Annotated in this window: 19 protein-coding genes and 1 tRNA gene; 10 read left to right on the forward strand and 10 right to left on the reverse strand. The window is 61.3% G+C overall.

Annotated features, from left to right (window positions below; all coding sequences use genetic code 11):
- Nucleotides 1–148 precede the first annotated feature (148 nt).
- The 3 genes from BN3789_RS04560 to BN3789_RS04570 are packed head-to-tail and all read right to left on the reverse strand — an operon-like array spanning nucleotide 149 to nucleotide 3,834.
- Nucleotides 149–829: a cytochrome c3 family protein gene (locus tag BN3789_RS04560; protein ID WP_066830664.1), complete on the reverse strand. Its 681-nt coding sequence runs from the start codon at nucleotides 827–829 to the stop codon at nucleotides 149–151.
- Nucleotides 830–854: 25 nt separating this feature from the next.
- Nucleotides 855–3,095, reverse strand: a complete 2,241-nt coding sequence (locus tag BN3789_RS04565; RefSeq protein ID WP_066830667.1) for an aldehyde ferredoxin oxidoreductase — start codon at nucleotides 3,093–3,095, stop codon at nucleotides 855–857.
- Nucleotides 3,096–3,111: 16 nt separating this feature from the next.
- Nucleotides 3,112–3,834, reverse strand: a complete 723-nt coding sequence (locus BN3789_RS04570; protein WP_066830669.1) for a 4Fe-4S binding protein — start codon at nucleotides 3,832–3,834, stop codon at nucleotides 3,112–3,114.
- A gap of 258 nt (nucleotides 3,835–4,092) precedes the next feature.
- Between BN3789_RS04570 and BN3789_RS12635 the strand changes: the two genes are divergently transcribed.
- A complete protein-coding gene (locus BN3789_RS12635) occupies nucleotides 4,093–4,305 on the forward strand; it encodes a hypothetical protein (RefSeq protein WP_147569555.1) in 213 nt (70 codons plus the stop codon).
- Here the strand turns inward: BN3789_RS12635 and BN3789_RS04575 are convergent.
- Entirely contained in the window at nucleotides 4,275–4,868 is a 594-nt protein-coding gene (locus BN3789_RS04575) for an iron-sulfur cluster assembly scaffold protein (RefSeq protein WP_066830671.1), read from the reverse strand. The genes BN3789_RS12635 and BN3789_RS04575 overlap by 31 nt on opposite strands.
- Nucleotides 4,869–4,920: 52 nt before the next feature.
- Entirely contained in the window at nucleotides 4,921–5,718 is a 798-nt protein-coding gene (locus tag BN3789_RS04580; protein WP_066830673.1) for a hypothetical protein, read from the reverse strand.
- Nucleotides 5,719–5,840: 122 nt separating this feature from the next.
- On the opposite strand from BN3789_RS04580, the gene BN3789_RS04585 reads away from it, so the two are divergent.
- Nucleotides 5,841–7,397 carry a helix-turn-helix transcriptional regulator gene (locus BN3789_RS04585; protein ID WP_079989089.1) on the forward strand — a complete coding sequence of 519 codons (1,557 nt, stop codon included), beginning with the start codon at nucleotides 5,841–5,843 and terminating at the stop codon, nucleotides 7,395–7,397.
- Between the two features lie 75 nt (nucleotides 7,398–7,472).
- Here BN3789_RS04585 and purB read toward each other — a convergent pair whose 3' ends face one another.
- The 3 genes from purB to BN3789_RS04600 all read right to left on the reverse strand — a co-directional run bounded on the left by purB (nucleotide 7,473) and on the right by BN3789_RS04600 (nucleotide 10,117).
- Nucleotides 7,473–8,816 (reverse strand): adenylosuccinate lyase, encoded by a 1,344-nt coding sequence (purB, locus tag BN3789_RS04590; RefSeq protein ID WP_066830678.1) that lies wholly within the window; start codon nucleotides 8,814–8,816, stop codon nucleotides 7,473–7,475.
- Nucleotides 8,817–9,196: 380 nt separating this feature from the next.
- A tRNA-Gly gene (locus BN3789_RS04595) sits at nucleotides 9,197–9,271 on the reverse strand.
- Between the two features lie 192 nt (nucleotides 9,272–9,463).
- The gene (locus BN3789_RS04600) at nucleotides 9,464–10,117 is read right to left on the reverse strand and encodes a hypothetical protein (RefSeq protein ID WP_066830681.1); all 654 of its coding nucleotides are present in this window, start codon (nucleotides 10,115–10,117) and stop codon (nucleotides 9,464–9,466) included.
- 537 nt (nucleotides 10,118–10,654) lie between these two features.
- Here BN3789_RS04600 and BN3789_RS04605 point away from each other — a divergent pair.
- The 5 genes from BN3789_RS04605 (at nucleotide 10,655) to BN3789_RS04625 (ending at nucleotide 18,297) form a co-directional block, all read left to right on the forward strand.
- Nucleotides 10,655–14,563, forward strand: a complete 3,909-nt coding sequence (locus BN3789_RS04605; protein WP_066830683.1) for a SpaA isopeptide-forming pilin-related protein — start codon at nucleotides 10,655–10,657, stop codon at nucleotides 14,561–14,563.
- A gap of 14 nt (nucleotides 14,564–14,577) precedes the next feature.
- Nucleotides 14,578–15,096, forward strand: a complete 519-nt coding sequence (locus BN3789_RS04610) for a hypothetical protein (RefSeq protein WP_066830685.1) — start codon at nucleotides 14,578–14,580, stop codon at nucleotides 15,094–15,096.
- 48 nt (nucleotides 15,097–15,144) lie between these two features.
- Nucleotides 15,145–15,741, forward strand: coding sequence for a hypothetical protein (locus tag BN3789_RS04615; protein WP_066830687.1), 597 nt, complete (start codon nucleotides 15,145–15,147; stop codon nucleotides 15,739–15,741).
- A gap of 303 nt (nucleotides 15,742–16,044) precedes the next feature.
- The gene (locus BN3789_RS04620; protein ID WP_066830690.1) at nucleotides 16,045–17,526 is read left to right on the forward strand and encodes an InlB B-repeat-containing protein; all 1,482 of its coding nucleotides are present in this window, start codon (nucleotides 16,045–16,047) and stop codon (nucleotides 17,524–17,526) included.
- Nucleotides 17,527–18,297 (forward strand): class B sortase, encoded by a 771-nt coding sequence (locus BN3789_RS04625; protein WP_066830693.1) that lies wholly within the window; start codon nucleotides 17,527–17,529, stop codon nucleotides 18,295–18,297. It begins immediately after the preceding gene.
- On the opposite strand, the gene BN3789_RS13005 is transcribed toward BN3789_RS04625, so the two are convergent.
- On the reverse strand, nucleotides 18,294–18,449 hold the full coding sequence (locus BN3789_RS13005) for a hypothetical protein (RefSeq protein WP_187119115.1): 156 nt from the start codon (nucleotides 18,447–18,449) through the stop codon (nucleotides 18,294–18,296). The genes BN3789_RS04625 and BN3789_RS13005 overlap by 4 nt on opposite strands.
- Before the next feature lie 144 nt (nucleotides 18,450–18,593).
- On the opposite strand from BN3789_RS13005, the gene BN3789_RS04630 reads away from it, so the two are divergent.
- Nucleotides 18,594–18,836: a glutaredoxin family protein gene (locus tag BN3789_RS04630; protein ID WP_066830696.1), complete on the forward strand. Its 243-nt coding sequence runs from the start codon at nucleotides 18,594–18,596 to the stop codon at nucleotides 18,834–18,836.
- Between the two features lie 45 nt (nucleotides 18,837–18,881).
- Here BN3789_RS04630 and BN3789_RS04635 read toward each other — a convergent pair whose 3' ends face one another.
- Nucleotides 18,882–22,823: a M28 family peptidase gene (locus tag BN3789_RS04635; protein ID WP_066830700.1), complete on the reverse strand. Its 3,942-nt coding sequence runs from the start codon at nucleotides 22,821–22,823 to the stop codon at nucleotides 18,882–18,884.
- A 283-nt stretch (nucleotides 22,824–23,106) separates the two neighbouring features.
- On the opposite strand from BN3789_RS04635, the gene BN3789_RS04640 reads away from it, so the two are divergent.
- Both BN3789_RS04640 and BN3789_RS04645 read left to right on the forward strand, forming a co-directional pair.
- The gene (locus BN3789_RS04640; protein ID WP_066830703.1) at nucleotides 23,107–24,162 is read left to right on the forward strand and encodes a helix-turn-helix transcriptional regulator; all 1,056 of its coding nucleotides are present in this window, start codon (nucleotides 23,107–23,109) and stop codon (nucleotides 24,160–24,162) included.
- Nucleotides 24,155–25,075, forward strand: coding sequence for a helix-turn-helix transcriptional regulator (locus BN3789_RS04645; RefSeq protein ID WP_066830705.1), 921 nt, complete (start codon nucleotides 24,155–24,157; stop codon nucleotides 25,073–25,075). Before BN3789_RS04640 ends, BN3789_RS04645 begins: the two co-directional genes overlap by 8 nt.
- The last annotated feature ends 16 nt before the right edge of the window (nucleotides 25,076–25,091 follow it).

Below are 25,091 nucleotides of genomic sequence, written 5' to 3' on the forward strand. Positions count from 1 at the left end.
CCTCTTCGTTCGTCTGCGCACCATTATATGGGCACGTCTCGAAGCGAAACCGGGAAAAGCGCCCGCAGCGCCATTTTCCCAGCCCCTGCACAGAAAAGGGACGGACCGTGCGGCCCGTCCCTCAAAACATGCGTGTCGCTGCAGGCGGCTACTCGCCGCGCTCCTGCTGAACCAGCATCGGGGTGGTCCAGCCATCCGGCACGCCGCCCGTCTTGCCATCGCCCAGCTCCATGACGACCCAGCCGTCAGGCACGCCGCCTTCGCCTTCCCACGCACCGACCTGGTGGCAGCTCGCGCACGTGAAGACGCTCTGGTCGTGCATCAGGTGGCAGGAGTTGCACTGCTGCACGCCATGGTAGGTGCTGTGCGGGTCGAACGGGTAATCGGCCGTGGAGGACTCGGTCGCGCCCGGCATCACGCCGCCGCCCGTGTGGCAGCCGCTCTGCAGGCAGAAGTCATTCGAGAAGACGACCTTCTCGAACGGCTCGCTGTAGCTGCCGGCAAGCTGCGCCTGAGTCTGGTGCATGGACTGGGACAGCGTCTGCTCGTGGCAGCCCAGGCACTGGTTGTTCACGGCGGAAGCATGCTGGTAGGCAAGGCTCGTCGAGTCGTTCACGAACGAGTCGTAGTACTTGCCCATCGTACTGTGGCAGATGGTGTCGCAGAACTGCGGGGTCGCGCGCCACGCCCAACCGGCAACGCCCAGCACGGTCACGACGACGACCGCGGCGATGACGATGGGAAGGCGCTTGCCCTTCCAGCTCTTCTTTTTCTTGGGAGCCTGCTCGGGGGTCTCGGTCCCCGCGGTCTCCTTGATCTCGTCAGCCATTTCTATCTCCTCTCGGGACCGAGCCCTACGCGTTCAGCGCCGGGTTGTCGCCGCAGTACTTCTCGAGCACATGGTCGTACGTGCGCGTGCGCTCGTCATAAGCGGCGCCGCCCTCGGTAAGCAGTCCGAGCTCCTCGAGCTCAGCCTCCTGATCGGTGAGGCCCAGATCCTCCAGGCACTCCTTCGTGGGGCAGCCGAGCTTCTCGTCCCAGCCGAAACGCTTGTAGAGCATGGTGAGGGCGCTATCCCAGTCCTCGCGCTCCATCTTATCGGTACCGGCGGTGAACGGCTCGATGTCCGGATCCTTGGTGAACGGCCAGTCGGTCATGACATCGTGGACGCCGCGGAAGTCGTTGCAGCCCATGTTGCCGTCCTTGTCGAGCATGCCGCGGGCGGTGTTGCAGCGCTGGAGCGTCATGACGCGCTCGCCGGCCTTGTACAGGTCGTCGATGGTGACCTCCTGACCGGTGACCGCGGTGTAGAACTGCGCCTCGAGATCGAGGTCGCCGCGGTAGCTGCGGTCCTTGTCGGGGGCCATGGCCATCGGCCACACCCAGTTGCACAGGGTCAGGCAGTCATGCAGGACGTCGGTGACGATGCTCCACCAGGCGAACTCGGCCTTGGCCTCGTTCATCGGGGTGTAGTTCTTGTCGGCGTCGACCGCGCCCTCGCCCCACATCTCGGCGCCCATCTCCTTCTTGAGGTCGATGGGCAGGCCGCAACCCTGGAAGTTGACGGCGGAGTGGATCATGTCGTCGCGGTTGAAGACCATGTTGTACAGGCCGCCGACCTGGCCGAAGCACTCGATGGCGTGATGCACGGGCCAGCCGCGATAGTTGATCAGGCAGGAGCGGGAATCGTCATACCACTTGGCATCGTTCCACTTCTCCGTCCACACGAGCGGGCCGTGGCCCAGCCAGGCGATCGGCTTGTTCTCGGTGTCGTTGGAAGCGATGTCGGACAGGATCTTGATGAACGGCGTCGGGTCGCCCGCCATGATCTTGTCAAAGCCGTACTCGGCGAACTGGTCGCCCAGCTCGCGCTCGAGGATGCCGTCCACGTAGGTGTGGGCCAGGTCGCGATAGAGCTGCGCGTAGTTGCACCACAGGCCCAGATCGTCGACGACAGCCTGGATGAGCAGGTTGTAGAGCACGGACTGCTCGGTGAGCGCGCCGTCCTCCGTGGTGGTGCCGGGCACCTTCATCATGCTCTGCATATAGGAGGAGAACGGGAAGTTCGGCACGCAGGTGTTACCCATGGACTCGTAGCCGGTCTTCTCGAGGATCTGCGGATGCTTCACCTGGGAATAGCAGCGCACGGGGCAGCCGTGACAGCCGGCCATCTTGACGGTGTACTTCTCGGCCTCGGGACCCAGGTCCTTGGTCGACTTCATGCAGCGGTAGCCCATGGTGTTGGGCTCGTGCGGCTTGGGCTCGCCGGTCTCGATGGCGCCGCCCTCGGCGGCAGCCCAGTACAGGCCCTTCTTGGCCGTCCAACGGGACCCCTTGTCGTAGTACTCGGCCCACGATTGCTGGGTGGAGGGCACGACGTGGTTGTTGTTGGAGCCGATGACCTGGTCGATCATGTAGTCGGACAGGTCGGCGACCATCTGCGGGTCGGCGACGTTGACGCCCTTCGTGCCGCGCACGACGACCGCCTTGACGTTCTTGGCGCCGAGCACCGCGCCGAGGCCCGCGCCCGCGGAATGGCTGCGGGTGTTGAGCACGCAGGCGTAGGGAAGCAGGTTCTCGCCCGCAGGGCCGATGGCGGCCACGCACACGTCGACGCCGTGCTTCTTGCACAGCGCCTCGTTGGTCTCGCGGGTTCCCTTTCCCCACAGCGCGGAGGCGTCCTCGATCGAGATGTCGTCATCGTCGATCAGGATGTAGACGGGCTTGTCGGCCTTGCCCTCGATGATCAGGCCGTCGTGGCCTGAATACTTGAGCTTGGCGCCCAGCTGGCCGCCGCAGTGGCTGTCGACGACCAGGTGGTCGGTCGTGAAGGTGGACAGCGTGGCCCAGGTGGAGCGACCGCCCAGCGGCACGCCCGCGCCGGTCAGCGGACCGACGGCGAGGACGACCTTGTTCTCCTCGTCCATCCAGTCGACGCCTGCGGGCACCTCGTCATACATGATCTTGTTGGCGAAGCCCATACCGCCGATGTAGTCCTTCTGCATCGCCTCATCGGACTCTTCGGTGATCTCGCCAGTCGAAAGGTTGACACGGGCGATCCAGCCCATCCAACCGTAAGAGACGTTATCAGCCATTACGTTTCTCCTCTACTTACGCGATCTTGCCGCCGGCAATGAAGTCCTGCTCCTCGCTGACGAGCGGAAGCGGGTTCTCCTGGCGGGTCGGACCGGACGAATGGTTGACGTCTTCCCACTCAACCAGTTGAAGGGCTCCGTTGGGGCACTGCTCGGCGCAGCGGCCGCACGCGATGCACTTGGCGGACTTGTTGGTCTCGGTGTTGATGACGGGCATGTGCCACGGGCAGGCCGCCACGCACGCGCCGCAGCCGACGCACTTGTCGGTGTCGACCTCGCGCACGCCGTTGTCGTTGGTGATGATGGCACCGTGCGGGCACGCAGTCTGGCACAGCGCGGTGGTGCACATGTGGCAGGTGCGGATATTCCACTCCATGGAGTAGTAGATGCCGTCACCGCTGCCGAGCTCGCTGCCGTACTGGAACCCGTCGTTCACGTGGATACGGGCGGCGGCCGGCTGCGACTTGCCGTCGTTGAGCAGCGTACAGCTCATCTCGCAACGCTGGCAACCGGTGCACTTGGCGCGGTTGATCTTGAGTACATGGGACGGGGTCGCGTAATAGTCGACCTTTCCCTTCGAGCTCGTCGGGGCGGCTGCAGCGGTATCGGGCAGAAGCCCGAGTGCCGCCATGGCCGCGACGAACGCTCCCGACACCTTCACGAACCCGCGACGGGTGAAGAAGGAGTCGAGATGGTCCGCGCCGGAGCCCACATGCTCCAATGCGGTGTTCCCTTTCATAGTCCCCCCTTTACGACCACAGGCCGAACGCGTAGGACGATCGACCCACTATTGAAACGTGTGCGGCGAAACACACCTTTCTCTTCGATGATATTGTGCCGTCAAGGCCTCACATTCCATACCCTGCTTGCGGGTAATTTGGTCAACTTGTCACCTCATGGTCCCCGTACCTGTCACCTGTTACAGGGTATAGGAGCGTCATCTCGGCATATTCGCACGTCAATAGGGTGTGCGGAACGGGCTGTCAACGTTTTGCTCATGGGCGAGCTGCTGCGTCGTGAACCCTTCGTACCATCCAAAAACAGACGCGGCGGGGCGTGGCGGCAGTATGCGGAACGCTTCGGCAAACAACTGCACCACACCGCGCCAGAAGGGATGGATGGCGCGATCGTCTGCACCATCCACCCCCGTGGCACCAAACTCACCGGCTGGCGACGCTCCTATTCGATCTCGCCGCACGCTCTCATGTAGGCATCGACGCGAAGGTCGCGCAGCGAGCAGTTCTCGGTCATCAGGCAGTCGACCGACATGCTCTGACACGCGAACAATCGGTCCAGCTCCTCGGTCGATGAGCCCTTGACGCGCAGGTAGTAGTCGCCGATGACGGCCTTGACAGCGCAGGTCGCCAAGATCAACGTGTACAGCTTGGAGCTCGGCACGCCTCCGAGGCGCTCCCGAATCTCGTCCTTGGTGATACCGAGCGCCTCGGAAAACGTCTTGCCCGGAAGCATCTCCGCCAAAGCGGCGGCGCATCCGATGGCGGCAAGGCATCCGTGGCTCCTGAAACCGACTGCACCAAATGACTCAGTCTCAGGATCGATCACGGCAAACAGCTGCATCTGCACCGTGCCGCGCTTCTCCTTGCCCACGCTGCAGAAGGCGTTCGCCTCGTCGGGAATGCCTCCGTTCGGCGTATCGGCGATCAAGTCGAGCAGCTTGTCCGAATACTCGGTGATCGGCGCATCGTTTTCGATCTGATACATATCTGGAGTACGCAGAAACGGCGTATCCTCCGTCAATCTCATCTTTGCCATGAACCTTCCCCCTCATCTCCAGCATGGCGGTCCTGCATACAGCTGCAGGACGCTATGGATTCATGCCGCGCTCCACACCGTACCATTCCGCCAGGGCCTTGCCCTGCGCGTCGGACAGGTACAGGTTGGAATAAAAGTACGCCTCTCCCCTGCTCGTGCGCGTCATGCAGATATCTGCGAACGCCCCGGACGACTTCACCTGCTCGTACACGTCGAGCGTCTTGGATACGGGCCATAGATACGGTACGTTCATGAAGATGTCCGCGGCGACCGGACGTGGGTAGACCCTCGACTCCGACCGAACCACGTCCACAAAGGTGGCGATATCGCTATCTTCCGCCGTCTGATAGAGCGCATGCGCGTAGCTATGCGACATGAGCGCCTTGGAATACAGGTAGATTCCCTTTTTACCATAGATGAGCACGATGTCCGACACGTCGAGGTCGGGCAGCTCCTCTTCATCCGTTATCTGCCGATCGCCCAGCTGCACCTTCAGCGGTCGAGGAGCTGTGAGCTTGCCGATCGCCGGGGCGTCATCGGCATGGTCGTGCTGCTCGATATACAGCAGCATCTGCTCCTCAAACGCGCGGGCGTCCATGCCCTTCGGCTGGAACGCCATCTTCTTCCAACGGGACGAACGCGTGAGCTTCCCCTCGTACGACCGTTGGCGAATGTCGGCGAGGGCGTCGTCCATCGCGCATATCATCTCGTTGCGGGCGCGGCGCCTCTCTCGCTCCTCAACGGACAGCTCGCCATCATCTTGCCCCGCCTGCTGAAGGCATTCCTCGCAAGCAACACGCGACATGTCAGACGAACGCATCGAAATGGCCGCATCGGGCTTCTGCTCCACATTCTCCCCCTACAAATTGATATGACCAATCTGCATGCCAAGTGTAGTACAAGGTATACTCTAATATCGCTAAAACAGATGGTCTGAATGGCTCGGGCCATGCGATAAGGGGAGTGTGACGCGTGGCGCAACAGGATACCGGCCAGGCAATGCCCCCGCTTTCGCTTGAAACCTATCGGGTATTGATTCCACCCATCTTGGGCCTCACCCTCGCCTCGACCACCACCGATATCGTGGTCCAGCAGGCGCATCGAACCACCGGAGTCTCAACCTTCAACGGCACGGCGATGATCATCGCCGCCCTTATCGCGGGCATGCTGTTCCTCTCGACCCTGGCGGTCAAACGCTTCACCAAGCGGTTCATCTCCCGCTTCATCTTCGTGAGCATCGTCGTCTCAGGACTCTGCTGCCTGGCGCTCGCCGTGCTCCATGCCTACGGCGTGCAGCTCTCCCTTACCGGCGCCGTTGCGCTGCAGGCGGGCGTTGCCGCAGGCGCCACGTTCATCAAGTTCTACTGGCTCCGCAAGCTTCGCGGGACATCCGCCCAGGCAGCCGTCATCGTCGTGTTCTGCGCGCTCGCCATCTCAGAGTTCATCACCTTCTCGTTGAGCTTCTCCGGCGAGCTCATGTGGTATATCGCGGGAACCATCCTCACGTTTGCCCAGTTCAGCGTCGTACGCATCTCCCGCGAGCTTGGAGCGGCGGGAGATCCTTTCCCCGCCGTTTCGGAATCGTATTTCGGCACGAACGAGGACCGCTTCTCCAACCGTAGCTTTTTGGCCGTGGCGACACTGGGCATCTGGTTCATCTCGGTCCCCATGGGCATGGGCCTCGGTTTCTCATCGGGCGAAGCCATCTACATGAGCACCGTGCCCCGCTTCATGGTGCTGCTCTTCGTCATCATCGTGTCGGCCCTGTGGATTCGCAACGGCTTCGCGTCGCGCATGCGCGCCATCACTACGAGCATCTGGGTCGCCATGGAGGTCCTGCTTGCCCTGGGCGCCGTGTTCCTCTCCATCTGGCCCAACACCATCTCGGTCGGCGCCTCGTTCATCATGGGCTCCTCGCTCGTGCTGCAGACCTTCGTCTGGTATCTCACCATCGCCTTCATCAGCTTCGGCTGGCGGGATCCGTTCTATTACTGCACGCTGTCGTGGGTGTCCATGACGCTGCTGTTCGTCGCCGGCATGCGCCTCGACGGCCTTATCACGCAGCTGTTCCCCAACAACACGCCGGTGCTCATCTCCATCATGAGCCTCTTCGTGCTCATCGGCGCCCAGGTGGTCTTCACCAAGCTCCTCTCCTCACCGAGCGAGCGAACGGAACGGCGCCAGACCGCGGGCGAGGCGATCACCGAAGAGGACATCAAGCGCGTGCCGCTGATGGGCGTGCTCGCCATCACTCCGCAGGAGCACCCCGCGATGGTGCAGCAGAAGCCGGATGTGCACATCGCGACCTCGGTTATGGAGATGGGGCAGCGCTTCGGCCTGACCGGCCGCGAGGTCGAGGTTCTCACGCTCTACGCGCTGGGCCACACCCAAGCCCGTGTGAGCGAAGAGCTCAAGCTGTCCACCAACACGGTCCATACGCATATCAAGCGCGTCTACGAGAAGACGGACCTGCATTCGCGCCAAGAGATCTTGGACTACATCGCCGAGTACGGCAGCCCCCGCCCATAGACGGTTTCCGAAAAGCGAAACGGGTCCCATGGCACTGCCGTGGGACCCGTTGCTACAGACGATATCGGCGTCTTGTTAGAACTCGAGCGACTCCAGACGGTCGAACACCACATCGACGCGCGTCAGGAACGAACGCGGATCGAAGATGCGGTCGAGCTCCTCGGAGGTCACCGTGCAGCGGGGATCCGCCTCAAGTTTCTCGCGGAACGTCGATCCCTGCTCGCACTGCTGGACCTCGCGCCACGTCGCCATAGCGTTCTCCTGCACGATAGCGTAGGCCTCCTCGCGCGTGATACCCGTCTCCACGAGGGCCAGCAGCACCTTCGAGGAATAGATCAGGCCGCGCGTCTTGTTCAGGTTCGCCATCATGCGGGCGGGATACAGAATCAGTCCATCGACGATGCGAGTCAGGCACTGGAACATGTGGTCGAGAGCGATGAAGCTATCGGCCTGGGCCACGCGCTCGGCGCTCGAATGCGAGATGTCGCGCTCGTGCCACAGGGCAACGTTATCGAATGCGACCTGCGCATTGGCCTTCACGATGCGGGAGAGGCCGCAGACCTTCTCGACCGTGATGGGGTTGCGCTTGTGGGGCATGGCGGAGCTGCCCTTCTGACCCTTGCGGAACGGCTCCTCGGCCTCGAGGGTATCGGTCTTCTGCAGATTGCGAATCTCGGTCGCAATGCGCTCGCAGGTCGCGGCGGTCGTCGCCAGAACGCCGGCGAGATACGCATGATGATCGCGCGAGATGACCTGCGTCGACAGCGGATCGTGCACGAGACCCAGATGCTCGCAGACATACTCTTCGACAAAGGGCTCGATCGAGGAGTAGGTTCCCACGGCGCCGGAGATCGCGCCGAACGCCACGGCCGCACGGGCCTCCTTCAGGCGATCGTAATCGCGCTTGAGCTCCCAAGCCCAGCTGCCGAACTTCATGCCGAAGGTCATCGGCTCCGCATGGATGCCGTGGGTGCGCCCGACGCACAGCGTGTCGCGCTCCTCGAACGCACGGCGCTTGCAGATCTCGCCGAGCTTCTTGCAGTCTTCGATCAGGATGTCAGTGGCCTGAACGAGCTGGTAGCACAAGGCCGTGTCACCCAGATCGGAGCTCGTCATGCCAAAGTGCACCCAACGGCTCGGCTTGGGCTCTCCCTCGGGAACATCCCTGTCGATATACTCTCCCATGTTGGTGAGAAACGCGATGACATCGTGGTTGGTCACGGCCTCGATGGCGTCGACCTCTTCCTTGTTGAAGGCGGCGTGCTCGCGAATCCAAGCAGCCTCCTCCTTGGTGATCCCGATCTTGCCGAGCTCGGCCTGTGCCTCGCAGGCGAGCACCTCGATCTCCTGCCAGATGGCGTACTTGTTCTCCAGCGAGAAGATATGGCCCATCTCCGGACGGGTATAGCGGTCGATCATGGCGGCTCCTTTTTGAATATTGGCACGCTGTTGGTACCGCTCTATTGTACGCGGTGCGAGCGCTCTTTTCTCTTTGCCCTCGGGGGTGGGCACATTCGACAGATTTGCTCATGTGGAGCTTTTTGGGGACGTGACCGTTTTAGGGACAGTCCCTAAAAATATCAAAAAGGCACCATTGCTGGTGCCTCTGTAAATCCTGGAGCGGGCAACGGGACTCGCGCGCACGCTGGCGCGAGCGCGCAGCTCCGAGGCGCTGCGCGCCTCGGACGCTCGCTGGGAAACGCTCACGCGTTTCCGCAGCCTCGCGACCCCGACGGGTTCGAGTCCCTGCAGCGGCGCTCACACGAAAAAGGCACCATTGCTGGTGCCTCTGCAAATCCTGGAGCGGGCAACGGGACTCGAACCCGCGAGTGTCAGCTTGGGAAGCTGATGCCTTACCACTTGGCGATGCCCGCGTATGTCAGCGTCGCATCAAGCGACGCACGAAGTAGTATACCCTGCCTATTTTTGACGGGCAAGAAGAAGAGGGCCGCATGATTCCAATCCGCACGAAATCGGCTCACGCGACGCGCGGCAACGACAACTCGAGTCAAGAGAGAGGAGACGCTGCGACATAAGGGCTCCATTATAAATCGCTCTTGGGCCGTCTATTCGCCATGCGCTACGCAGACGATACGCATGGTGGCGTATTCCTTGACGATGCGTGCGTAGCGATCTAAGTCGTACCCGATGCGATTGATCTCGGCGATATCGCGTGCATCCTTCTCGCGATCACTCATGATCTTGGATGCTCGTACCGCCTCGAGCGTCGCGCAGCCGATGGTTACGCCGGTGGGCAGGCGACGCAACTCGGTGCGGTCAGCCTCCATAGAGCAAGGAATTACCGCCTCAAGCAAGGCGTCAAAGCCGTCGGTTACCTCAAGCGCAGCATTGCGTTGGTGCAGCTCATCACTCTCAAAGAAATATGGGCAAAAGCTCACGAGCACTCCGTCGATCACGGAATGCACGCCGAAGTCTCCACGCTCCTCATTGCAGGGCAGATTGAGCGAATCGAGCCGAGGGTCATACAGACCCTCGCCGACAAGCCAGGTGCGCACATCGGGTATGTCGGCGATGCGAAGCGATATGTCCACGTCACCGTGAAGCCGCCTCGAATCACGTCCCGAAACAATCCAGGGGACAAGCCCGCCCTCAAGAAAGACCTTCCCGACGAGCGCGGGCGCGGTCAGAACGCGCATCGCCACGGAACGGGCCAGCGAAAACGGCACGAATTTGATAGCGGCAGTGTCAGCCTGAAGCATGATTATCCTTCTTTCCATCTCATTTCGGGCCGCACGGAACCATCCCGGCACTGCCGGGGCGAACGACCGGCGTCCCTATCAGACATATCGGCTAGAAGGAAGTCGTCATGCACGCCTCCTTAAGAAGGATATTGCCTTCATTATACGCTTCGCGCTGCAGAGCCATCACGATCCGGAGCAACATGCAGGCTGAGCATAACGCTGACAGTCCCAGCTCGTTTTATGAATGCGTGGAGACGGTCTGACGTTCATTCTTCGCCTTGCAGCCCGAATCTCGAAACCCCGCCCGACAAGCGCTGCAGATTTAGCGCGGAATCGGCTTGCTGTAAGAACCCTGTCGGACCGTGTGCAGATACCACGGGATATTCGCCCCCGTCCGGTTTCTACGATCGAATCCCATGTGTGTGAAGGAGGTCGGTCATGAGACTGGTGTCAGGGGATGATTATCGTTCGTTAAGTCGTTCATATCTGAGAACGTATGGAAGATTGCAATTCAATTCATCACGGCGCGAACGGTCGTTTATCAAGAGAATTATCTTGGACAGGATTTCCTCCGTAGTCATATGCGCGCTCTGTCTTGTCGCTTGGCTGCTCTATCTTGTCTTCGCATCTCCCCAGCCTGCCGCCGCGGATCCGATCACGGTGAAGGTCTCGCAGCTCGTCACCAACCCACACTCAAAGGGCGGAACGGGACACTTCATCCGTGTTGAAGGACCGACCTCCTCGGTCGCCTACTGCGCCCAAGGCTGGCTCATCACTCCTCCCGAGGGCCAAAACCTCGAGCGCTACGGATCACTTGAGATTCCCGAGCTCGACTACGTGATGTACCACGGCTACGACGGAACCATGGTCACCTCCGTCTACGGCCTCGATGAGCAGCGCTCGGAGATGGCGACCATGGCAGCCGTATGGCTTGCCATCGGAGACAAGCGCGGCGACATCCTCAATTTCATCCCCAACGTGGATGAGCCCTTCCATGGCAACAAGATGTATCTCGAGCGCTGGCAGAGCATCGAAGACGAGTCGATCAAGCAGGCCGCATACGACCTGTACCAGGAAGCACTCGACTACGCCGAGGACGGCGGTGGCGGCATCGAAGAAGGCTGCGCCACGTTCTGGAGCAATCGCAACGCATACGAAGCCGATGGCACATTCAGCTACCAAGGGGTCATCACGGCCGACAAAGAGCTGCTCGTCACCTTCTGCAAAGTGTCTGATGATGAAGCCGTGACCGATAACAACGAGGCATACAGCCTTGCCGGCGCGGAATACAGCATCTACCTTGCCGAAAGCGACGACCTCGTCGCTTCGTTCGCGACCGATGATGAGGGTCGGGCAACATGCCGTCTTAAACCGGACACCTCGTATTACGCCGTCGAGACCAAAGCGCCTGCCGGATACGAGCTCAACGAGGAGCGCATCGAGTTCGTCACCGAACAGGATGCCATCGAGATCGTCCTGACCGACTCTCCCCAACGGCTCCAGCTCACCGTCAAGAAGGTGGACGCAGCGACCGGAAACGACGCGCAGCCGACGTTAAGCCTGGAGGGTGCAGAGTTCTCCATCACCGACGCACAGGGCAACACAAGAACGAGCACCATCGATGGCACAGGGACGGCGACGATTGAAAACCTCCCCCTCGGACCCGTCTATGTCCAGGAGACGAAGGCTCCCACGGGCTACGTACTCGACGAGACGGTTCATGAAGTCATCCTTGGCGATGCGGAAGGTGACGATGAGCTCGCGCTTACCCGGGAACTTATCGTTGAGAACACGCCCGTTGCCTTCGACATCGCGATTGAGAAGACGCTAAATGGCGAGGCTGCCGATGAATCAGCCAAGGGCATCGCATTCGATATCATCTCGAACACGACCGATGAGGTTGTCGGGACGATCGTGACCGACGAGACGGGCCACGCGGATACAACCGACACATGGTTTGGAGCTGGCACTCGTCCCGACAACGCGTCCGGTGCGATTCCCTACGACGCTGCGGGATACACCGTCCGCGAGGACCCGGATACGACACCCGATGGATTTGAGGCCGCAGAACCGTGGAACATCACGGCGGATCAGATCGTCGATGGGGTCAGCCTGTCATTCGATGTCGACAACGCCGTCGTCGCATCGCAGCTCACCATCGTGAAGGTAGACAAGGCGACGGGACAGCCCATACCCCTCGCGGGCTTTACCTTTAGCATACTCGACGCCCAGGGCAACCAGCTTTCGGCAGACTCCTGGTTCCCAACCGCACCGGAGCAGGAAACGTTCACCACAGACGAGACAGGCACCGTCGCCATTCCCCAGAAGCTGCGCCGTGGGACGTACTGCGTCAAGGAAACGCAAGCGCCCGAGCCGTATCTTCTTGCCGACGAATTGATTCCCTTTGAAGTCGAAGCCTCATCCGATGAGCCAGCCGTGGTCGTTGAGATCGCCGATGCCGCGGCGACCGGACAGGGCAAGATCGTCAAGACCGGTAGTCAAAATGAATCTCCTTTAGCAGGAGCCGCGTTCGATGTCGTCGCGCAACTGGATGTTGTCGCACCCGATGGTACGGTGCAGGTTCGGACCGGCGAGATCGTCGACCAGGTGATCACCGATGAAGACGGCATCGCGACCACCAAAGAGCTTCCCTTGGGTTCCGGCGAGGCGACCTATGCGTTTATCGAAACCGCAGCACCCGATGGTTATGTCGTCAATCCGGATCCCGTCCCCTTCACGCTTTCATATCAGGACCCGGAAACCGAGGTCGTGACCACCGAGGTCACCTGCACCAACGACCCCACAACGGTCACCATCACCAAGGTGTCTGCAGGCGACCAGGAGCCTGTCGCCGAGGCGACCTTTGCCCTGACGCGCATCGACGAGCAGGCCGAATCGCCTTCAGCAGGAGAAGCGGAGGAGACACCCGACATAGGTGCTGAGGAGCCCGATGGCGATACCGGCGTCAACGACGATGACGGCACCGATAGCGGCAGCGATGCCGAGGGCGACACCGACATCGTCGAAGACCGATCTTCAGACGAAGCGACGGCGGATGATGCCGAGGACGCGCAGGATGCCGCCGAAGACATGGAGTCAGGCAACCCTGATCCCGACGAGCCTGCGGATGACTCGATAGTCGAGGAGCCCGGCAGCACCTATACGACCGATGCGGACGGCACGATCGCCATCACCTGCCTCGCCCCCGGAACCTATCGTCTTCAAGAGCTCGAAGCTCCCGCAGGCTATCTCGTCGATGACGCACCGCGCGAATTCACGGTCGACCAGGACGGCTTGATCGACGGCTCCTCGATGTTGAGCCTTACGTTCGAGAACGACTACACCAAGGTCGACATCTCTAAACGCAGCTCAGTTGACGAGTCATGCTTGGCGGGAGCCCACCTTACGCTCATCGATGCCGAGGGCAAGGAGGTCGACTCCTGGGAAACGAGCGACACGCCGCATCGTATCGAAAAGATCGCCCCCGGAACGTATCAGCTTGCGGAAACCGAAGCACCCGACGGATACGACACGGCAGGTGCCATGGAGATCGTCATCGAGAAAACGGCGGAGGTCCAGGCATTCACCCTGTATAACGACCCGGTGGAAATCGCCGCTCTCGTGGACAAGCAACGCGTGAACAGCGAGGGGTCTTCGGGAGACCGAGAAACGTTTTCTTATGTGATTGATGCCAAGAACGACAGCTCGTCATGGGTCGACGAGTGCACGGTCACCGATACGCTCGATAGCGCCCTCCAGGGTCTGGTCGAGTTGACGAGCGTCACCACGCCGATCGTGCAAGGCGATCACGACGGCCTTCTCAACGTGTGGTACTACCTCGCCGACTCCGATGCGCAGCCCGAGACGAGCGATGCGAACGCGACTACCGCCGACGACGAGGGCAACCCCCGACTTGAAGAGGAGCAGCAAGAGCTCATCACCGGCGACGACCAGCGCGTCCTCGACTACAACGGCTGGCATCTATGGGCAGAGGGCGTAAGCACCTCCGAGGCGACCACGCTTGATGTTGCCGACCTCAACCTCGCCACCGGCAGCCTCATCACCGCCGTGCGGTTTGAATTCGGACGCGTTGAAGAGGACTTCACGACAAGGGCCGACCTCGATGCCTCCAGCCTCCTCAAAGATGAGCAAGACACTGTCGAACCCGAGGAAATAGGCTCCGAGGACCTCTCCCCCATGCGCATCGAGATGCGCGCGAGCGCAACGTACGTCTCGGGAGACGCCGTCGTCAACTCCGTCCAGATCGACGAGTACCGCAACGGAGGCGGAAACGGTCTCGAGGCTCATGACACAGACCTCGTCCGGTACGAGGGTGAACCGGAGTTTCGCCCGCTCGATCAAACGGGCTTCCACATCATCGGCGGGACGCTCTTGGGCACCGGCGCCATCTGCGCCTTCGGGGCTTGGGCGGGTCTCGGCAAACGGACGCGAACCATTCGCTAGAAAGGATAATCATCATGACAGACACCGCTGCGGCCACATGTGAGGACAGGCGCAGAAAGATCGGCCGGATAGGGCAGATCGTCGCCCTGATCATCCTGCTGCTTTGCATCTTGTTCTTGGGTTGGAAGGTCCTTCAGTTCGGAAAGGCCGACGAGGGAGCCATCGTCACCCAGTACGAAGGCATGACGCGTGAGGAGATCCAAGCCGAGCTCGACCGGACGGTGCGCGAGAACATGATGACCGTCTCGGTTGCACCGACCGCGCTCCTCGATGAGAACGGCGATGTTGCCGTCAACGTCATCAATGAGGAAAGCAATCGATTCCCCCAGCGGTTTTCGCTTATCCAAGATGGCGAGGTCGTGTATCGGTCCGGAACGATCGACCCGGGAAAGACCGTCAGCTCGTGTCATCCGGACCATATCTCCGCCGGTCCAGCTGTCATCGAAATCCAAGCGCTCGACCCGGAATCCAGCGAAGACCACGGCAGCCCGACCCGCGTCGACATCTCGATCGTTGAAGCCGACGAATCATAGGCACCCAGTGGCATGAGGGATATGCCACGCGAATAGAAAGGATCGACCATGAGTGCACGAACCACACGTACCCGGAACCGTCTTGGGACCCTGGCTTGCTCAGTCGGTGTCGCCTGCATGCTCGCCTCGCCCACGATCGCCTTGGCGCAGGACAAGGTCGTCACCGGCACCAGCGGAACCACCGATGTAACGGTCCAAACGTCCAACGAGAACATCAAGTTTTCCATCCCGACCATCATTCCGTTTGCCGCGGCGGGCGACGGCGAGCTTGTGGGACCGACGGCCAGCGAGACGCTGATCAAGAACCTCTCGGTCTTTGGCATCCATGTCACCAACATGTCGGTCGAGGAGGAGGCTCCTTGGGTTTTGGCCCCGGATGCCGAAACAGCTGGGCGAGACAACTCGGTGGACTTCCAGGTGGGGCCGTCATTGAACGTGCGCGATGCGTTCAACGCTTCTCAGGAAGGTGGCATTGACCTATCAGATAACGAAAACTGGGACATGGACTATGCAGGAGGGGAATCGGACTCCATCCAACTTGAGACATATGGAAACATCTCCCACGCGACCGTCGACCTTTCCGGTGACGGCGCCAAGATAGCCACGATCAGCTGGACTGTTGCCCCTGGCCAGCATGTCTCGTAAGCGCAACGCCCCGGCACTTGCCGCACTCGGCCTTGCCGGGGCGCTTGCCTTCGCAAGCCCTTTGCAGTCCCGAGCCGCGACCGCCGACACACCCTCTTCGGCTGGAGGCTCAACCGACGTCACCGTGATTGCCGCCGAGCAGCCTGAACCCGACACCGAAAAGCCGGAGGGCCTCCCGCAAACGGGCGTCTCGAACTCATCAGGCTTCATCGCGGCCGTCGCTTTGGGTTCGGCAACGGCAGTCGCCCTCTTGCGCCCGCGACCCCGTCTTCGTTAGCCGTCGTCATCAAAGGAGGATTGGTCATGATCGATCGTTTGCGACAACTCGCGTGTATTGTCTGTCTCGCACTGCTTGCGGCAGCAGCCATGGCGCCGCGTGGCGCCCTCGCATCCGATCTGACGATCCTTGCCGAGCGCATGGGCGACACAGTGGTCGAACTTCCCCTCCGCGCAACATCACGTATGAGGACAGCGGACGAGCAGGATCAGACCGGGGTTTGGATTTATTTTGGCGGCTCCACGTCTGGACGCATCACGCAGGTCAACGACTACTTTATCGAAAGCGAACCCAATGACGATGGAACCGTCAACGTTATCGTGCGGACCACGCTCACCAGCGTCGACTCGAACTTCGCGTACTGGACCACCACCAAGACGATCTACTGCGACGGTGAAGAGGTCGCCTATATCGGACCCGACTACGAGCAGGCAGGTCCCGGTGAATCCATTTCCCAAGAAGCTCGATTCAGCGTCTCCGGCGGCGGGGTGCATCACATCACCAGCATCGAAGAGGAGTTCAGGGAGGGGACGGAGACCGCGGCCGGCTGGGATTTCGAGGTCAACGTCCCCTTTGTCATCACCGCCACAGCCGCCACCGGCGGATCCATCGAGCCGGGCGGCTCATCTTTTGCTTATGAGGGAACATCGAAGCTATACCGCATCGCAGCGGACTCCGGGTATCGCATTTCCAACGTTATCGTGGACGATCTATCGGTCGGAGCCCGACCCGATTACCGTTTCACCTCGATTGGCAGCAATCACACCATCGAGGCTCGATTCGTAAAGACCTGGCGCGTCACGGTCGTCGACAGCATCAACGGATCGATCATCGACCGCCAAACCGTCGATGACGGCGACGATGCGGAAGTTCCCTCCATCCCGAAGCACGAGGGATATCGCTTCGACCGTTGGAGCTCCAGCTTCGACGACATCGATGCCGACACGACGATCACCGCGCGCTATATTCGCGTGCACGACGTGGTGTTCTACGATCGCGACGGACGCGAGCTGTCGAGGCAATCCGTCGACCATGGATCGGCGGCGACGGATCCCGGCATTCCTCCTCTTGACGGATATACGGCCTCCGGTTGGGACACCTCGTTCATCAGCGTGACGAAGGACCTTTCCATCCACCCCGTCTACGAGCCGATCATCTCCGTGAGAGTCCCCACGCTCGTCGCATGCACAATCATGCCCGACGGAAGCGTGGTCGAGCCAACGGGTTACCGTATAGAAAACCAATCGGTGGTGCCCGTCACGGCATCGGACATGGCAACTGAGTACCTCGCCGATGACGTATCCGTTGAGATGGCCGACGATTCGGGCTGCATCTACCGAACCGGAAAGATGGTTGGGCGTCTCGACATCGCTGAGGGATCCTCACAATGTTTCACGTGGCACATAGGAGATCTCGATCCTCGGGAAAACGCAAATCTTATCGGTCAGGCCGTGAAGGAACCGACGACCGTCTGCCGCGTTACGTTTACGTTTGAGGAGGCGGCGTAGATGGATCTTGATATCGCGCGGCGCGCGTTGCGAGGCATCGCCGGCGCAATCTGCCTCGTCAGCACCATGTCGCTCGCAATCTCCTGTGCGCAGGAGCAGTCCTCAGATATGGTGTACGACGCTTTGGAGCGCAGCGCTTTGGCGGCCCCGGTATCGAACGAAAACACCGCTGAGGGCGATTCGACCACGACGCTGGCCGACGTGCTATCGATCAACTCTGAAATCGCCGGCTGGCTCACGGTCGAGAACACGTCGATCTCGTATCCCGTCGTTTTACCGGAAGCCGAGACGCCTCGGGACTGGTACCTCGATCACGACGTCCAAGGGTATTGGAATCCGCTTGGATGCCCCTATATCGACAACCGAAGCGGCACCGATAAGCACCATCTGCTCGTGTACGGCCATCATGTGCACAACTCGGACGCGATGTTCAGCAGCATTGCTGCAGCGTATCAGGAAGATATCTTCGAGGCGATAGGATCCGCCACGTGGAGCACTCCCGACGGGGAAACGGAGACGTTCTATCCGTGCATGGCCCTCAACGTTGAGTCCTCATACGACACCATCCAACGCTTTTCATTTGCAGACCAAGTTGACCTGCAGATATGGATCGGCTCTCTTTCGAAAGACGCCCAGGCCAAGGCTCGCATGTGGGCCAAACAGATGACGGATGCGACTCGCGTGCTGACGCTGGTCACCTGTTCAAGCGAGCAGCCTGGGCAGACGTGGCGCACGCTCGTCGTCTTCACCGACGTCGAGGGAAGAGATTAGTTGCCGGACTCCTGGAGCACTTCCTCGGTATGGACGGCCTCAGGTGTGGAGCCGACGACACCGACCGCATAGGCCAAGCCGAAACCGAGGGCCAACGCCACCACGGCACCGATGAGGTAGGCAATCCAATGGCGTTTGATAAACGAGAACACGTGACCTCCTCAAGATGTATCGGTCCTTTGTATGCTAGCAGCATTTTACGCAGCCGCGGCCGGGAGTTCCTCCTCGACACGATTCTGCGTCAATTATCGGGTATACGAGGTGACATGTACCCATGCACCAGAAAGGACACCCATATGACCAGCGAAACGTACGAGCTTTACATCATGCCGTCTTGCCCGTACTGCCACAAGGTACTCAACTTCCTGTCAAAGCACGGTATCGAGATGCCGATACGCGACATCACCGCCGACCCCCAAGCGGCGGAAACACTCGTGCGCGTCGGCGGGAAGCGACAGGTGCCCTGCCTGTTTATCGACGGAAAGCCGTTGTACGAGTCATCGGATATCGTCGACTATCTCGCTGAACGCCTTGCTTAAGCCAAAAGAAAGGGCCCGGATACGGGCCCTTTCTTTCATATTGGACTAGGAGCGGCGAATGACCTCGGTGACGACATCCGCTGCCAGCGCGATGTTGGAGGCATCGATGTTCAACGGGATGTCCTCCTGGCTGTGCGAGCAAGCGAAGCTCGCGCCGTCAACACCGGCGATGGTCAGCGAGCGCAGGCTGCGCTCCATCGCGGCGTGCGCGTCGGTATCGACATAAGGCATATCGACCGCGCCGATCTCATGATGGAAATCGGCGGAGACGCGCGAGACCAGGCGCATGATGCGCTTGTCGCCCTTGAGCACGCGGCGCTCGCCCTCCGTCGAGAGCATCGCGAGCCTGCCGGCGCCGATGCACTCGAGGTTGATCAGGAACACGCCGCGCAGCTTGTCGCGATGGGACTCGAGGAACTCGCGGATTCCGGCGTTGCCGTGCTCGGATGCACCGGTCGCGACGAACCAGATGTCGTGACCGAGCAGCTCGTCATCGCCGAGCGAGGCGACCGCTTCGCGCAGATCGTCCTCGGTCAGCAGCTCGTTGCCCGTGGCACCGCCCTTCCAGCCGTCGTCGTTATCGAGCCAGTCGTTCAGGTTCTCCTCACGACGCTTCTTACGACCAAACAAGCCACGACGCTTCTTCTTATGCGCATCCGGTGCCGGTGCCGAGATGGTGTCGAACGTTCCGGACGCGGGGGCGGAAGAGGCGGGGCGGTCGTTGGAGCTCACTACGGTGAACTGGGCCGTCGAACCCATGGCGGGCCGGCTGGTGCCCGTCGCCCCAACCGCGGCGAACGGATCGGAACCACCCGCGGAGGGATCGGGGAGATCCAGCAGCGCAGATCGATTCGTCATGGTGCGGCGCGTCGGTGCGGCAGGGGCAGAAGGAGCGGGGTTCGCGATATCCGGGACGTTGATGGAACGCTGACGACGGGCAGGATGATGCTCGATCTCCGCCATCAGAGAGTCCACCGTCTCGGTAGGCTTGACAGGGGCTGCCTGAGGAGCGGCGGGGGCGGCAGAAGACATGTCGAACAGCTGGGTCGCACCCGTAAGGGGCTTTTCCGGCTCTCCCGCTTCCGCGACAGGCGTCACCTCGGGAACCTTGAGCTCGCGCTCGGCGAGATGCGGCTGATCCTCCGCCTCCATCACGGGATCGGCCGCTGCCGCGGAATCGATGTCGGCGATCTCGGGCATATCGAACATCACGTCATCTGAATCCTCAGCCGTCTTCTCCAGCACGCTCTGGAAGAGCGCGAGGCTGTCGGAGCTGAAGTCATCGGCCGGAGCCTTGGTGTCGGGATCATACGCGGCGGTCTGGTCGAGCGGATCGACGGCATCGGGATTGAACTCGGCGGTCTGATCAAGAGGCTCGACCGCACCCATATCGAAGGAGACCGTCTCGTCGAGATTGACGGGCTGAGCCTCTACCTCGAACGAGCCGGAATCGTCGGTGGACTCATCCTCCTGCGCATCGGTCACGCTCTCGATAACGTCCTGCTCGGGCTCGTCTTCGTCGACCTCCTCGTAGATGGCCTCCATGACGCCGAGGTCACCCTCGAAGTCGAACTCGCTGAAGTCCGTGATCTCATCGGGGTCGTCGGACACGAAGGCGTCGAAAGCGCCCTCCTCGACGTCCTCGGACTCACCCTCCGCGGCGGTCGGTTCATCGTCCTCGGAGACGATATCGTCCTCGGCTTCATCCGCGTCAAGGGTGGCGGACTCGACATCGTCCGCGCCTTCGGACACGGCGTCGTCGATGATCATGGTGTCAGCAAGAGGCTGGGCCTCGAAGACCGTCGTGGCACCGGGGTCTTCGAGCGCCTCGTCATCAGAATCGATCTCCTGGGAGTCCTCGATCTCGATCGACTCATCGTAAGGAAGCTCGTCGGTCTCGATATCCTCTTCGACGGACTCCTCGGAATCGACGTATTCGATCGCGTCGTCTTCCGCTACCTCTTCGGCCTCCTCGTACTCCAGAGCGTTGTCCTCATCGAATGCGGCCTCGTCCTCGACATCATCCGAATCCTCTTCGGCCTCTTCGACAACGTCGAGCTGCTCGTACTCGGCCGCTTCGTCCTCATCGTATTCGGCCTCGCTGTCAGCCTCCTCGTCAAAGGCATCCTGCTCGTAGCCGCCGTCGGCATATTCGTCCTCATCGGCCGCAAGCACGAAGTCGCCGTTCTCGTCCTCCACCTCATAGGAAGCCATAACTGGCTCGTCGAGCTCATCGATCTGGTACTCGTCGAGGAACTCGGGGTCGATCTCCTCGAAATCGTCCTCGTCTTCCCCTGCGTCCTCGAAGCCCTCCTCGGGCATCTCCTCATACTCGGCCGCAAAGGCGTAGGCCTGTGTCTCCTCGACCGCCTCGTCCTCTTCACCGGTATATCCGTTGTAAGCGAAGGGATCATCCATGACCGGATATGCCTCGGGCTCGGCGGGCGCGGGCTCAGAGACCTCGTTGACGACCGGCACGTCCATCGGCTCGTCGTATTGAGCATACTGGGGCTCATCGGATGCGGGCTGCTGGGGCATGGAGACGGTCGCCGACGCATCGATGCGGTCAAAGCGCTGCTCCACCGGCGCGGGCTCGACCTCAGGAACGATATGAGGGACCTGATCGACGGTCCTCGCCTCGGGCTCCCGCTTCTCGGCGGGCAGCTGTTCGACCTGCTGCGGAGCGGGTTCCGGAGCGCGGCGGAAGTTCAGAACCGCCTTGGGCTTCGGCATGGGAAGCGCGCCCTGCTCGTATTCGATTGCACAGGACTCGGCCACCATGCCGAGCGAACGGATGACGTCGACGCCGTAGCGCAGGCAGCCAGCGGAGTTGACGGGAAGCTCGTCGGCCTCCTCCTCTTCGGGCTCCTCCTCGACGGGAGCGGGCGCCTCGGAGACGGGCGCCTCCTGGATAGCCGGCTCGCTCTGGACGGCGGGCTCGCCATCGATGACCTCAAAGACCGTCGTCGCCCCGGCATCCTCGACAGGCTCTTCGACATCGAGCGCGGGCATCTGAACGGTCTCTCCTGCGAAAGCGGCCACCTCGCCCTGCTCGTCGGCCGCAACGGGAGCATCCGCTGCGGGAGCGAGCTCATCGGCGGCGTACGCAGCCCCCTCTTCGAAGGCAGGGGCGTTGTGCTCTTCCTCGTCGGCGACCTCGGGCATCGGATGCTCCACACCCTCGGGCATGAGCTCGGCGTACATGCGCTGCTGCTCGGCCATGTAATCGCTGAACGGCACGTCGTCGGGGAACTCGCGCGAGCCGCGATAGGGCGACACCGAGTCCATGATGCCCAGCAGGGCGGCGAGCGACGACTTGTTGCACACGGAGCCGGACGTATACGGCAGCACGTAGCGGTTGCACAGAATGGCAACGGCGTTGAGCAGCGGGATCAGCGCCACGAGGATGGCGAGCACCCACAGCACGATCTTGGCCGCATCGGGAAGCGGGAACAGGCGCAGCACCACGACGATGGCGGGAACCAGGACCGCGAACGGAAGCAGCTTGACCAGCAGCGGGCGGTATGCGGAGAAGGGAGGCTGCGCCAGGAAGTCTGCGCGCGGAGAATCATAGTGGGCGACCACGACCACGGGGCGGTTGCGCGGCGAGGCGAGCGGGCCGGCAGCCTTGTGGTAGGCGATGACGTTTTGGGACAGGCCGCCAGAACCAAGCTGGGGGAACGTGATGCGACCGAAGCGCTCGAGCAGGTACAGCGCCGCGCACAGGATCGTCACCAACGTACCGAGCACGCCCAAAAAGCCCCCGACCCCCATGAGGACCGTGGAGATGAACAGCAGCAGGCAGAGAATGGCCCGCACGAGTTTGGGTGACGAGGTGGAGGTGAACTCTTGGACCTCCGGCTCGAAGCCGTGCCGCGAGAAGATGCGCGAGATCTCCTCGGCAGCAAGGCGCTCCTCCTCGCTGCATGCGGGGGTGATGCCGATGTTCTGAAGCAGGTGGTTCAGATATTTTTGGGTATTCGCCATGTGGGCTCCACATCGATTGTCCTTATATGCAGACGATGCGCATAATGCAACATCATCCGTATGTAGTCGAAAGTATACCCTGAACTTAAACTACCTGCAGCTTTACATCCCTCTTACCGACAAAAGGGGTGCGTTTACCCGGCTATCTCCATATCGACTAAAATGGTTGGCCAAAGGAAGCGCCGTATGCGGCCGGTTTCTTTCCACCTGCATACGGCAGTCGCAAGGCGACGTCTCGCATCCTTTCCGATCACCGTATCTGCAGCAGAAGGGCGTGCGCACGATGGACATCGACAGCTTCACCGAATCGCTCCAGCAAGAAGACCTCAACGAGACCGCGCTGCGCGTCCTCAACCTTCTGTTCATCCTCAACGCGTCCGCCACTCCCCTATCCACCGAGCAGATTCTCCAGGACTCGGATCTTGGATACGGTTCGGCGAACCGCGCATCGGATCTCAAGAAGTTCAAACGCGACCGCGAGAAGCTCGCCGAACACGGTGTCTCGATCGTGGAGGTGAGGCCCGCCGGCGCGAAGCAGACCGAGGAGAGCCTCTGGACCATCGACCGCGCCAACACGTACGCCACGCTCGGCATCATCACGCAGAAGGATGCGGACACCCTGCTGAGAGCCGTCGACGAATGCCTCGCGCGTAAGGAGATTCCCTACCGCAGGGCCCTGATCAACATCAGGCACCGCCTCCACGCACTGACCCATCCCCTCAAGCAGAGCGATTCGGATGGTGCAGACGGCCGTGATGTAGACGCGCACGCGGCGATCGGAACCGCACCAAGCGACCGCATCGCCGACGCACTTTGGAGCGCATACACCTTGAAGCGCAAGGTTCGATTTGCCTATCGCGACGCGCGCGGGCGCGACACGTCGAGGACCATGGCGATCTGGGGCATCTTCACCCAGCACGGTCACAGCTACTACGTCGGGCTCGACGAGCAGAGCGGGGGCGTTCGAACGTTTCGCGGCGACCGCATCACGCGTGTGTGGCGTCCGTCGGGCAACTACACCATTCCGCGCTGGTTCAACATCCACGACTACCTGTTTATGCCATTCGATATGGCAGGCGGCATGACCACAGCCGTGAGCTTCAGGTTTCCCGACGGTATCGGACAGGCGGAGATCGAGTCGCTCACCAAAGGGCGCGGTGCACTCGAGCGGCGGCCGGATACGGGCGCATGGATTTGGACGGTCAAGGTCAGCGACATGCGCGCTGCGGCGCAGTTCGCCCTGGCACACGCGCAGATGGGCATGCGCCCGCAGAGTCCAAAGCAGTTGGTCGACGCATGGAACACGATGATTGACAAGGCGGTCGAATCGCATGGCTAACACACCGAATATCACCACCGAGCGCATGATCGCCCTGGGCATCCGCCTGCTCGAGGCGCTCACGGCCGCACCCCAACAAACCCTCGACATCAACGACGCCGCATGCGCACTCGGCGTCCCCGCGCAGGATATCCCGTCGATCGTCAGCACGCTCGGCGCGCTCTCCGACCGATCGAGCGGTGCCCGAGCGGCCCTCTCCCTCGAGGGAAACACGATTCGCCTTGTTGGGGATTCCGCCCTCATCATGCCGCTCAGGCTGAGCGTCGAAGAGGGCATGGTGCTCTCGCACGTGCTCGATGTACTGAATATCGACGATGCGACGCGCGAACGCGTCCAGCGCTCCCTCATGCCGCTCGATGAGACCCCCTCGACCGAAGGACTTGCAGAGCCGTCGCGCTACGGCCAATGGTTCACACGGATCGGCGAGGCACTCGAGGATGGTGTTCGCTGCACGATGGCCTACCGTTCGCTCACACAAGAGAGCCCGACCGAGCGTCTGGTCGACCCGATTGCCCTGCAAGAAGAAGCCGATGCGGTATATCTGATTGCCTGGGACATCAATAAAGACGCAGAGCGGCGCTATCGTCTTGACCGTATTGACCGTTTTGAGTTTACCGACGACTCGGTGTCTCCGCATGACGCTGTCCACCGTTCAACAGCTGAGAGCTTACGGACCACGGGCAACCGAGCGCGCCTGAAGATGGAAGACGGCTACCTCGCGCAGCTCGATTGGGCCGGCATCGGGGAGGTCGTCTCGGACGGAAAGGGCACTTCTTTGTGCACTGTCTTCTATTCCTCCGAACCATGGCTGTTCGACCAGATCCTCGCAGCGGGAGGCGCATGCACCATCGTCGAGCCGCAGGGCGTACGCGACCGGTTCGTCGCCTACGCCCGCAGCCTGCTCATAGCATAATGGGTCATTTGGGGAC

It is taken from the genome of Collinsella ihumii (assembly GCF_900046475.1).
Lineage (GTDB): Bacteria > Actinomycetota > Coriobacteriia > Coriobacteriales > Coriobacteriaceae > Collinsella > Collinsella ihumii.